Below are 11,775 nucleotides of genomic sequence, written 5' to 3'. Positions count from 1 at the left end.
ATTCCTCAGCGAATGGGTGTAGGTTCAACGGCCATACCTGCACTTAATCCTTGCAGACCTTCGACAACAACTTTATCTCCAGAACGCAAACCAGATAATACTAACCATCGATTGTCTATGGCTTCGCCTAAAGTAATCGCTCTTTGTTCAATTTTATTCCCTTGTCCAATAACCCATACAAATGCCTCACCATCAGCATTTCTAATTTCAATCCCTTGGGGAATTAATAAACTTTTTGGACGTGGTCCTGTACCAAGTTGTGCCCGCACATACATTCCTGGCAATAAAGATTGATTCGGATTTGCAAATGAAGCTCTTAATGTGACACTCCCAGTTGCTTCATTTACGGTGATATCGCTAAACTTAAAAATTCCCTTTTCTTGATAGTTCATTCCATTATTCAACTCCAAACTTACAGTTAACTCCTCGGGCTCTATTCCATCTTCTGTAAGTTGTTTCCGAAGCGCTATATATTCATCACTGGATTGAGTTAAATCTACATACATTGGATCTAAATTCTGAATAGTTACTAGAGCATCTACTTGACTAGATGTTACAAGGGCTCCACGTGTAATCGCAGATCGACCGATTCTCCCCGAAATTGGAGCTGTGATTTGAGTATAGTTAAGATTGGTTTGTGCAGTTTTTAACAATGCTTTATTAACGTTCACTGCAGCCTTTGCTTGCGCATAAGCTGCTCTCGCATCATCAAGCTCCTGACGACTAACACCATTGACACTAACTAATTGCTCATAACGTTCAGCTTGAAGGCGAGTTGAATTTACAGTTGCCTGAGCCAATTCAAAATTACCTAATGCCTCTGCAAGACTATCTCGATAAAGCGTTGAATCAATTTTATAAAGCGGCTGCCCCTTTTTAACATATGAACCCTCTTGGAAAAGCTGTGCAACAACTACACCATTTACTTGAGGTCTAACTTGTGAGACTTCAGATGCAACTGTCCGGCCAGCTAATACCTGGTCAGTTTCTATAGTTTCAGGAGTTATGGTTATCACACTCACCTGCTGTGTTGCTTTTTTTACAGGTTGGTCTGAATCACACCCATTTATAAAAGGGAGTAAAACAACGAAAAAAAATATTTTATAACAAGTAAATCTCAAATCAGGCATATCTAGAACCATAGACTTATAGATAATTTATTTACTTTACTGTAAAGTAAATAATATTGATAGGTTGAAAATTGTAATTAACCAGAATCTTGCTTTTGATCAGATGAATCATATGTTGATAACAAGGTAGGCTTCTAAACAAATGGGACGAGTTAATACTGAGCATTGAGTGAGGAATCCTTAAGCATCTATGGTTTTGCTTTAAGAATTCCAATAAATTGCTTCAAATTCTAGAAAGAAATCATCAATTAGACAGAATAATTGGGTACTATCTAACATAAGGACTGGGTTGTGAGTTTTGTGTGGTAACTCAACTGATGGCTCTATCCTCTTTTTTAGTCAATTTCTTATCCGCGATTCAGGTTAATTATGTTAAAGAAAAGTCGAGGACGTCCTTCTAAAGCTCGTCCAAATATTATTTTGGCAGCACGTGAGCAATTTCTTGAACATGGTTTAGATGTAAGTTTAGATAAAATTGCGATAAAAGCAGGAACTACGAGACAGACACTTTATAATCACTTCCCAACAAAAACAGCTCTACTCATTGAAATTTTTGAGAACTTCAAAGCAGAAATGGAAACACCATTTGATGAGAAGAATAATTTAAATGAAATAATGATGTTAGAGCAGCTATTAATACAAATTGGCCAAACTGTTCAAAATCATTTCTACAATACCAACGTAATTCGTCTTCAAAGGTTAATCATTATAGCATTAGTAGAAATGCCAGAAATACTTGAGCAGGTTCAACAACGTACGTATGGAAGTATCAAAAAATCGATGATCAATATTCTCGAAACAGCTAACAATGCGGGAATTATCAAAATTTCAAATTCTGAAGCAGCAGCTAAAGCGTTCCTTGGCGCTGTTATGAGCTATGCATATCCTGCAACGTTATTAGGTGGTGCAGTTCCCACTTCTGAAGAGTTACAACAGTTGAATGAAGAAGCCTGCCGTACTTTTCTAAGCGCGTGGCAATTTAAAATTGAAATGGATAGCTCGAAATAATTAGATTAAGCAAACATAAATTCAATAAAATTAATCGTGTATCTAATCATTAGATTATTCTATTCAGCCTTATAAACTCATTGATAAGGCTGAACTAAGGTCATCATCATGAATTAAACTGAACGAGTGATACCGCCATCTACACGAATATTTTGCCCTGTGATATAACCTGCGCCTTGTGAAGCAAGAAAACTGATAGTTGCAGCAATTTCTTCACTGGTACCATAGCGTTGCAACGGCACAGATTGGCGACGTTGTTCGGTTTCAGGCAAACTATCAATCCATCCTGGTAAGATATTATTCACACGAATATTTTTTGCCGCATATTGATCCGCTAAAATCTTAGTAAACGAAGCCAGTCCTGCACGAAAAATAGCTGAGGTCGGAAACAGGTCACTGGGTTCAAATGTCCACGCACTCGAAATATTGATAATGACCCCTGCATTCTGCTTTTCCATGATCGGAATGACTAAGCGAGTGGCGCGAATAATATTCATTAAATAAGTATCTAAACCTAAATGCCATTGTTCATCAGTGATTTCCAAAATAGGTGCACGTGGACCGTGTCCTGAACTATTGACTAAAACATCAATCCTCCCCCATTTTTGATATGTTTGCTCAATCAGCTTGTTGATATCAGCTGTAGATTGATTGGTACCTGTCACGCCAATGCCGTCGAGTTGTTTAGCAAGCTCTTCTCCTCTACCTGAAGAAGAAAGAATACCCACATGGTAGCCATCTTGATGTAATTTTCGTGCGGCGGCTGCCCCCATACCACTTCCACCAGCCATGATTAATGCTACTTTTTCTACAGTCATTTGTGCTATCCTCTAAATGTTTTATGATCGAATATATATGAATACTGTAACTAGAATAGCATTAAGCTCCGTTGATCTGGTTTGACCTTTTCTCTTAATTGAATGTAGAAAAACTATAGTATGACGCTACTCAATCGCTTACCACCTTTGAACGCATTAAAGGCCTTTGAGGCCGCCAGTCGGCATTTAAATTTTAAATTCGCTGCCGAAGAGTTACATGTCACTCAAAGTGCAATTGCGCAGCATGTCCGTCATTTAGAAGAAGAATTGGGAATAAAGTTATTTGAGAGACATTCGAAAGGCGTAAACTTAACAGCTAATGGTCGAAAATATGCCGCGAGCATTACTCAGGCTTTTAGTTTAATTTTTGAGGCAACTCAATCGTTTCACCATTCAAATCAGCAGATTACATTGAGTGTTACACCAACTTTTGCAGCGAAATGGTTAATTCCTCGATTAAATCAATTTAGACAATCTCATCCTGATATTGACTTGCAGATTTTGGCTACAGAACGAGTTTCCCACTTTCAAAATGATGCTGTTGATTTGGCAATTCGTTATGGTAAACCACCATTTGGTACAGGTTTAAATACTGAATTACTGTTGCAAGACACCTTTATTGCGGTGGCAAGTCCTGAGTTAATCAAGTCACTTAAGCTATCAAATCAGGAATCTTTAGAGATCAGCACCTTAGACCAGTTCACCTTATTACATGATGCACATAATCTTTGGCCGCATTTTATTGAGAAATTAAAATTCAAGAATACGCAAAATCTATTTAAAAATATCCGCTTTAATCAGACTGCACTTGCGATTGATGCTGCTATTGCTGCTCAAGGAATCACTTTAACCCATCCAATATTTGTACACTCAGAGTTAGCGTCTGGAATACTGGTTAAAGTTTTTCCACAGGAGTTAACCATGGAAACAGGATTTTATGTCGTTTATCCACGTCATACCGTTGGTGCTAAAGCCTTATCGAAAGTTCATCATTGGCTATTTACTCAATTTGATCAGCCAAAAGCATCTGATTAAACTCGTGTTGAAGATGAGGCTTAGTATGTTGATATTAAAATATTTTTTAAGTTCATAGTTAATTTAAAAAGATATTCTGTTTTTCTTTATAAAAAATAAATTCGCAATTTTCACCCTATTCTATACAGCATAACAAAATTCAAAATCTTTTATAAAAACATGACTTGTTAACAAAATTAATTATATATTTTATATATAAATAATAAGAATAATGATTTATATAATTTAATGAGAATCATTATTGATAATTAATTATCCATATGTTACTTTTTGTAACGCTTTTCCGTCCGTAACAGGTTCAAAGCAATAGAAAGGCAGAAAACCGATAGCGCGCATTTTTTATTATGGAATTAATCTTATGTACAACTTCTTCCCTTTGAGACATGCATTTAAAATGCATCCTCTAGTACTTTCTATGGCTTTAACTATTCCATCTGTTGTTTATGCGGAAGAAAAAACAGAAACAGTGGCTTTACCAACAATCAAAATACAAGCAGAAAGTGAAAATTCAGCGATTACAGAAGGGACTCAAAGCTATACAGCCAAAAGTACAAATACTTCAACAAAATTAAACTTGTCCCTTCGTGAAACACCTCAATCTGTCAAAGTTTTAACACGTGAATATTTAGATGACCGAAACATTGATTCTTTTCAAGATTTAATGAATACCATTACAGGTGTTTCAACCTCGCGTACCGATGAACGTCAGTCTGTTTACGCTCGAGGCTTTCAGGTCGATTACTATTTAATAGATGGAATGCCGAGTACCACAAACTTAGGTGCAGGTGACCTTGATTTAGATATTTATGATCGTGTAGAAGTTGTTAAAGGTGCAAATGGACTTACCACAGGTGCTGGTAACCCTGCAATGGGGCTGAATATGGTCCGTAAACATGCCAATGCAAAAGAATTGACGGGTAATCTGAGCACTTCATTCGGTTCTTGGAATGCATGGAGTAGCTCTGCGGATATTTCTACTCCACTGAACGAAGATGGTTCACTTCGTGGACGTATGTTCGTCAAACATGCTGATGAAAAATCCTTTATGGATTTTTATGAAAAAGAACGCAATGTATTTTATGGTGCGATTGATTACGATTTGAGTGATAAAACTAGTATGTCACTAGGCGCAACTTATCAAGAGTTACAACGTGATGGTATTCGTTGGGGAGGCACTCCAGCATTTTATGATGATGGAAGTCGTACTAACTTTGATCGAAGCTTAACGGTAACTGCACCTTGGACTTTTTGGGATGTAAATACCACAGCAGTATTCGCCAATTTAAAACAGAATTTATTCAATGATGTTAATTTAAATGTTGCATATACCTTCCGTAAAGAAGATGTAAATACCCTTCTGCTTTACACTGGAGGGCAAGTAAACAAAGCAACCAATACCAGCCCACTGAAAAATAAACCTGATCCTAAGACAGGTAAAATCACAGATAATGTTTCAGTATATGGCTCTGAAGCAAGGAATGAAGAAAATAACATTGATCTTTTCATCAACGCGCCTTTTACACTATTTAACCGCCCACAAGAAATAATTATTGGTGGTTCATGGAATAGAAATGAGAAGACCAAGGATATTTTTGGGGGATCCAATACTAAAAATGAAGTCGAGAAGTATTTAGGCGGTCCGCTCGACTATAACAATATGGCACAACCACTACTTCAATCTGTCATTTTGAATGGTGTAAATGCTCTGAATCAAACGACTCAAACTTCAGCTTATATTTCTGGTAAATTTCAAATTCTCGATCCATTAAAAGTGATTGCAGGGACGCGATTATCTAATTGGAAATATGAGTCTGAAAATGGTGTAGGCAATCGTGAATTTAACAATGAAGTAACACCTTATATTGGTGCTATTTATGATTTTGCAAAAGATCATTCTGTTTATGTCAGCTATACAGACATTTTTAAACCACAAAGCCGTAAAGGTGTGAATGATCAATACTTAGACCCAGCACAAGGTAAGAACTACGAAGCTGGTTTAAAAAGTGAATGGTTTGGGGGGCGCTTAAATACAGCTTTATCACTATTCCGCATTGAACAATCTAATTTTGCTGAAGCAATAACAGGACAATTTATTGTACGTAATGGTCAGCTTACAAATGAACAAGCTTATCGTGGTGTAGATGGAGTTGAAAGTAAAGGCTTTGAATTTGAAGCAGATGGGGAAATTAATGAACACTGGGGCGTTAATTTTGGTATTGCTAATTTTGAAGCAAAAGATGCAAAAGGTGTAAAGGTTAATACAACGAATTCACGTACAACATCTAATCTATTTGTGAAATATAAAGTAGATCTATGGAGTGCTGGACTAGGTTTAAATTACAAGAGTAAATACTATACGGGTACTGGAAATACACGTATAGATCAAGATGCTTTTGTACTTGCTAGTGCGATGTTAGGCTATCAAGTTGATAAAAATATTAAGCTTCAGCTGAACGTTGACAATATTTTTGACAAGAAATACTACGAAGGTATTGGTGCAAACTCTATGAATTGGGGTACACCAAGAAATGCCACATTAAGTGTCCGATATAATTTTTAATCCATTTTAAATTAAACCCTCTATTTTATTAGAGGGTTTCTTCTATAGTCTTGCTATATTGGATATTTAAGGTCTCATTTTACGATAAAGTATAATGAAATTAAGCTATCGCACGCTGCGCAATAGCCAAAGCCTCATCCAAATCTGCTTTTAAATCGTCTACATGTTCAAGTCCTGCATGTAGGCGCACCAAATATCCACGACTAGGCAAATGACTTTGAGTGCGATAAGGTGTTCCAACTGGCAAAATCAGACTTTCAAATCCACCCCATGACAAGCCGATGTGGAAAAGCTTTAAAGAATCAAAGAAAGCCTCTACAAAGCGCGGATTGTTTTGTTTTAGGTAAAAGGAGAATAAGCCTGTAGAACCAGAGAAGCTCTGTTGCCATAATTTGTGATATGGATTCATTACTAAAGCTGGATGGTTTACCACATCGATTGCTGGATGTTCATTTAGATAATGAGCGAGTATTACGCCATTCTCTTCATGCTGTTTTAAGCGAACGGCTAAACTACGCAATCCACGCGATGCTAGATAAATATCATCTGGACTTGTTGTTTCACCAAAAAAATGTACAACTTTATTTAATTGCTCTATGGATGCTGCATTTGCTGTTGCAGTTCCCATTAGAATGTCAGAATGCCCACCAATATATTTTGTGACAGCCTGAATTGAGACATCTGCTCCATGTTTTAAAGGTTGAAAAAACAATGGCGTTGCCCAAGAGTTATCTACTAAAACCTTGGCATTCATTCGATGGCTTATTTCTGAGATTGCGGCAATATCGCTAATTTCAAAAGTAATTGAACCTGGTGACTCTACAAAGACCACACTGGTTTTTTGATTAATTTTGTTGTTTAACTCATCTAAATCACATGAGTTAAAGTATTCAACATGGATTCCCAGTTTGGGCAACATACTATCTGCAAAACTTCGTGTTGGCCCGTAAATATTATCAGCAATCAGAACATGATCACCTGCTGCAACAAATGCCATTAATGCATGAGTACAAGCCGATAGTCCAGATGGAAAAACCATGCATCCTGCCCCACCTTCTAATGCATTAATTGCACTTTCAAAAGACTTTGCTGTAGCAGCACCAAAACGGCCATAATGTTTATAAACACCACCATTTTGCTTATGATCTTCCCATTCTTTAAAACTATCGACGACGATAGTTGAGCCTCGATAAACAGGTGTGTTCACCAAACCATCAAAACGCTGAGGGGTTCTTCCCAAATTTATGACTTGTGTACAAAAGTGATTCATAGCAGCACCAGCATGATTTCTAACAAATATTTCTACAACTAATGATAGATAAAATGCATAGAATTTTTATTTTAAATAAATCACTATTTTTTAAATAATATAGAATATAAATCCGTATTTGAATATTTAATGGGAATTTTATTTCCATAATGACATGATAAGGTAAATATTCATAATGTGGCTGATTGATATGCTCATTGCTTTATTAAATAATTTTTTAAGGGGCATTTGTTTAAAAATATGATTCGTAGATCTGATTTTTATTGGTAATTTATTTTTTCTACTATTTATTGCTCGCTACTCGCTAATAGTCAGACCATCCGTTAGCGTTTGGAAAATACTTAAAATCACAATTTCATCAAGCATATTGTGGTTTAAATTCATTTAAACAGAGATCGGTGGTATTTTAAACTTTTTTAAAATCTGGACGTCTTTTTTCTAAAAATGCAGCCACACCCTCCTTAACGGTGATATCAAAACTAACTGCTGCAATAGCTCGTGCTTCTAGCTCTAAATGAGTTTCCAAACTATTTTGATGGCTAGAAAGTAGTAATTGGCGAATATTATTGAGTGCAGGCAAAGGCTGATTTGCTAACAAAGTTACATTTTCTTTTACTTGTTGATCAAAGTCTGCATCTGAAAAAACCATTGTTAATAATCCATAATCAAGTGCCGTATTTGCACTCATTTTTTTATTTATCATTAAAATTTCCTGAGCTCGTCGCAAACCCACAATTTTGGGTAAATACCAAGTGAGCCCTGCATCAGGACTGAGTCCTATACCAGTATATGCTGGGCAAAATTGAGCTGAATCTTTTGCTATAACGATGTCACCAATGAGCGATAAACTCATACCAGCACCAGCTGCAGTGCCATTTACAGCAACTAAAAGTGGTTTATTCATTCTAATAAAACGGGAAATCGCGAGATGAAGAATTCCAGCAAGTTTACTTAAAAATTCTGAGATATTATCACCAGCAGCTTGAAACTCTTCTAAATCACCGCCTGTGCAAAAAAAGGGACCTTCTGCACTTAGGACCACACAGCGTATGAATTTATTTTGATCACAATAAATAGCTGCCTTTAATAATTCTTCAGCAAGATTTAGCGTGATGGCATTGCCGCTTTTAGGTCGATTTAACTTGATATACGCTATATCATTTTGTACTGTAACTAAAATTTCCTTGTACATACTTAAATCCTTATACTGATTATAATAATTAACCTGCAGCTTAAAAATGGATTGCCTTAAAATTTTCAACGATGAGATTGTTCTATTTATCTATCGCTTATATAAAGTGTATTTACACAGAAATGAATAGAATTATGAAAGAAATTATTATTCGAAAATTTTTGGATAAATTGATAAAAACGCTGATTTTATATTTGAGAAAACTAAATAATATTAACCAGAAAATGCTCTACCAAACAAATTCCGCGCAATCACCCAACGTTGAATTTCATTGGCACCTTCATAGATTTCTCCAATTTTGGCATCTCTATAGATAGATTCCAGTGGATAATATTCCCCTGTTTCTTTAAGCTGTTGGACAAAGCCATATGCACCACAAACTTGAATTGCATCTCGGGAGACCTCTACAGCTAATTGGCTGCCTGCAATTTTAGACATTGCTGCTTCAATTTCTGCGTTACCTTCAATATCATAACGATAAGCAGCTTTAATATATAAATTTCTGGCATTTTCAATATTGAGTGCGTGGTCAGAAAAAGTATATTGCCAATGTTGAAAACGGGCTAACTCTTGACCAAAAACTTTTCTGTTTTTGCTGTAATGAATAGCATAATCAAGCGCTGATTGAGCCATGCCTACGCCTATCGCACCAATACCCATTCTTCCAAGAGTCAAAGCAGCTAAAGCAGCTAAAGCAGCTAAAGCAACATTGAGTCCTTTTCCAACTTCACCAACAACATAGCTATCTAAAATAAAAACATCGTTAATGTGTACGTCTGCTGTAAGCTGTGCTTTATTGCCCATTTTTATATCTGGATCTCCAACATGAATATTTTTATTGTCCATATCAATGAAAAACATGGTCAAACCGTTATCTGTAGCGCATAACACCAAAATATATTCTGCAACAACTGAGTTGGTAATCCAGCGCTTATGTGCATTAACAATCCAGCCACCTTCTACTTTTTGGGCATAGCTCTGCATAGATTGAACACTTAAATCTGTACTAGTTAATGGCTCACTTGTTGCGAATGCTCCAACAAAGGTACCTTTTACCAATTTACTTAAATACTTTTCTCGCAAATATGAGCTTGCTTTATTTAACGTATTGCCGACCAATAGCGCTTGGCCATCAAATAAAGCAGAGGTGGTGCCAGCTGAATAATAAGCAAGCTCTTCCATAACCGTTAAAGTCGCTAAAGTTGGATATTTTAAACCACGTCCTCCAACATCTTTTGCAAAAGGAATTTGGTATAAACCATGTTCAGCCATGAGATCAAAAACTTCTCTTGGAAAACTGGATTTACTTTCTATAGTATTATTTAATAAAGCTGCTTTTGGTTTAATATACTTCTCAGCAAAATTTCGAGCTTCATTCCGAATTTCTTTGGTTTCTTCAGGCAAAAAAATATCATTAAACATTTTTTCAGAATTTCTGATTAGCTTATCCATATGAATATTCCATATTATCATTAAGAAAAATTATATAAATAAAACAAAAAGTGCCGTATAGCACACCTCCAAAATGGATACTTTTGACATTCCATTTTATAGATTACTTGTACATGATAAAGGTATTAATTTAACTGTTTGCCTTTGATATGTATAAATGTTCTTTTTTAAAAGCGATAGCCAATACCCATGTAACTAATCAATGGATCAACATCAATTTTAACTTTTCCTGAAATCAGGTTTTGATTGTTATTTTGGTTATTTACATCAATTTTCGCGTCAATATCCATTTTCGAATAAGACAATGAAGCTACAGCAAACCAATTCGAGTTAAAGTCATAATTAAATCCGACACTAAATACTGGCGCAAAAGTATTTCTGGTGCTGATTTTAATAATCGGTTTAGCATCTGAACTTATGCCAGCGAGGCTATCCCCCGCTTTACCTGTGAGAATATTCTGCACCCGATGACCCGCAAGAATGAGATCATTTTCAATCCCTGAATTGATTTTTACATTTTCTAAATAGGCATATAGTATGCCAACACCAACATACGGACGAAATTTGTTAATACCGCTTATACCAAACTGATAATGGGCTTCAATTGCGGGCATCCAAACTTTAGTATTGATTGCATATTTGGACTGAGCAAGATCAGTTACATAGATTTGTTGTGAAATGGGGATGTTATTTGTACCAATAAGTGCCGTTGATGTTGGCGGCAGATCAACCTGACCAATAACAGGAGCATATATTTCACCAATTCCTTTTGCCTTAACCTTAGGTGGTATACCCGCTTTAAGTTCTAACGAAATATTATCATTTAAATAATAATTAAACATGATACCTAGGGTATTAATGTCTTCAACTTCCAGGCCAGTATTAGGACTCGTCCAATTAGAGGGTTGATTTAAAGTAACAGTACCACTTAAATCAGCTGAAAGACTTGATATACCAAGACCTTGTATAGTTGAAATTACCGTATGTACTTGTTGCCCTTGAATTGTTGATTGATCAATTGCACCCAGAATATTCTGGGTTGTGACATCACCTACTGTATAAGTACTACCTGCTGGGATCGTTGTCGTAATATCTATATTATTTGCATCACCTAAGGGTTTGGCATACAACCAGCCTATAGAAATCGAATAGCGTTTAAAATCTGTTTTATCGCTTGGTTTAAAATAAGAGCTGGCATAAACAGTTTGTGCAGATATAGCACATATACTTAAAGTATATATATAATTTTTTAATTTCATGGATCCATCCTGGATAATAGGTTTTAGTAGTTTGAATGAATATTTGACGAC

General features: G+C 35.9%; 9 protein-coding genes and 1 pseudogene. 3 read left to right on the top strand and 7 right to left on the bottom strand.

Features of this window, described 5'->3' with window-relative positions:
- Positions 1–5: 5 nt before the first annotated feature.
- Positions 6–1,130 (bottom strand): efflux RND transporter periplasmic adaptor subunit, encoded by a 1,125-nt coding sequence (locus CQZ96_RS02845; RefSeq protein WP_105712636.1) that lies wholly within the window; start codon positions 1,128–1,130, stop codon positions 6–8.
- Positions 1,131–1,227: 97 nt separating this feature from the next.
- A pseudogene (locus tag CQZ96_RS21605) lies at positions 1,228–1,409 on the bottom strand (IS982 family transposase); the annotation flags it as partial.
- 90 nt (positions 1,410–1,499) lie between these two features.
- Here CQZ96_RS21605 and CQZ96_RS02840 point away from each other — a divergent pair.
- On the top strand, positions 1,500–2,138 hold the full coding sequence (locus CQZ96_RS02840; protein WP_105712635.1) for a TetR/AcrR family transcriptional regulator: 639 nt from the start codon (positions 1,500–1,502) through the stop codon (positions 2,136–2,138).
- A 113-nt stretch (positions 2,139–2,251) separates the two neighbouring features.
- Here the strand turns inward: CQZ96_RS02840 and CQZ96_RS02835 are convergent, their stop codons facing one another.
- On the bottom strand, positions 2,252–2,956 hold the full coding sequence (locus CQZ96_RS02835) for an SDR family oxidoreductase (protein WP_004720455.1): 705 nt from the start codon (positions 2,954–2,956) through the stop codon (positions 2,252–2,254).
- Between the two features lie 120 nt (positions 2,957–3,076).
- Between CQZ96_RS02835 and CQZ96_RS02830 the strand changes: the two genes are divergently transcribed.
- A complete protein-coding gene (locus CQZ96_RS02830) occupies positions 3,077–3,991 on the top strand; it encodes a LysR substrate-binding domain-containing protein (protein WP_105712634.1) in 915 nt (304 codons plus the stop codon).
- A gap of 358 nt (positions 3,992–4,349) precedes the next feature.
- Positions 4,350–6,551, top strand: coding sequence for a TonB-dependent siderophore receptor (locus CQZ96_RS02825; protein WP_105712633.1), 2,202 nt, complete (start codon positions 4,350–4,352; stop codon positions 6,549–6,551).
- A 100-nt stretch (positions 6,552–6,651) separates the two neighbouring features.
- Here the strand turns inward: CQZ96_RS02825 and metC are convergent, their stop codons facing one another.
- The 4 genes from metC to CQZ96_RS02805 all read right to left on the bottom strand — a co-directional run bounded on the left by metC (position 6,652) and on the right by CQZ96_RS02805 (position 11,724).
- Positions 6,652–7,821 (bottom strand): cystathionine beta-lyase, encoded by a 1,170-nt coding sequence (gene metC, locus CQZ96_RS02820; protein WP_105712632.1) that lies wholly within the window; start codon positions 7,819–7,821, stop codon positions 6,652–6,654.
- A gap of 406 nt (positions 7,822–8,227) precedes the next feature.
- Entirely contained in the window at positions 8,228–9,013 is a 786-nt protein-coding gene (locus tag CQZ96_RS02815; protein ID WP_105712631.1) for an enoyl-CoA hydratase/isomerase family protein, read from the bottom strand.
- A gap of 213 nt (positions 9,014–9,226) precedes the next feature.
- Positions 9,227–10,465: an acyl-CoA dehydrogenase family protein gene (locus CQZ96_RS02810; protein ID WP_105712630.1), complete on the bottom strand. Its 1,239-nt coding sequence runs from the start codon at positions 10,463–10,465 to the stop codon at positions 9,227–9,229.
- Positions 10,466–10,632: 167 nt separating this feature from the next.
- Positions 10,633–11,724, bottom strand: a complete 1,092-nt coding sequence (locus CQZ96_RS02805; protein WP_105712629.1) for an OmpW/AlkL family protein — start codon at positions 11,722–11,724, stop codon at positions 10,633–10,635.
- Between the last annotated feature and the right edge of the window lie 51 nt (positions 11,725–11,775).

Origin of the sequence: Acinetobacter sp. MYb10, from assembly GCF_002980175.2 — a bacterium.
Taxonomy (GTDB): domain Bacteria; phylum Pseudomonadota; class Gammaproteobacteria; order Pseudomonadales; family Moraxellaceae; genus Acinetobacter; species Acinetobacter guillouiae.
This window is presented reverse-complemented; position numbering and strand designations above follow the sequence as displayed.

Coding starts and splice junctions, on each gene's coding strand:
- CQZ96_RS02845 (WP_105712636.1), bottom strand. CDS start 1,130: ATGCCTGATTTGAGATTTACTTGTTATAAAATATTTTTTTTCGTTGTT.
- CQZ96_RS02840 (WP_105712635.1), top strand. CDS start 1,500: ATGTTAAAGAAAAGTCGAGGACGTCCTTCTAAAGCTCGTCCAAATATT.
- CQZ96_RS02835 (WP_004720455.1), bottom strand. CDS start 2,956: ATGACTGTAGAAAAAGTAGCATTAATCATGGCTGGTGGAAGTGGTATG.
- CQZ96_RS02830 (WP_105712634.1), top strand. CDS start 3,077: ATGACGCTACTCAATCGCTTACCACCTTTGAACGCATTAAAGGCCTTT.
- CQZ96_RS02825 (WP_105712633.1), top strand. CDS start 4,350: ATGTACAACTTCTTCCCTTTGAGACATGCATTTAAAATGCATCCTCTA.
- metC (WP_105712632.1), bottom strand. CDS start 7,821: ATGAATCACTTTTGTACACAAGTCATAAATTTGGGAAGAACCCCTCAG.
- CQZ96_RS02815 (WP_105712631.1), bottom strand. CDS start 9,013: ATGTACAAGGAAATTTTAGTTACAGTACAAAATGATATAGCGTATATC.
- CQZ96_RS02810 (WP_105712630.1), bottom strand. CDS start 10,465: ATGGATAAGCTAATCAGAAATTCTGAAAAAATGTTTAATGATATTTTT.
- CQZ96_RS02805 (WP_105712629.1), bottom strand. CDS start 11,724: ATGAAATTAAAAAATTATATATATACTTTAAGTATATGTGCTATATCT.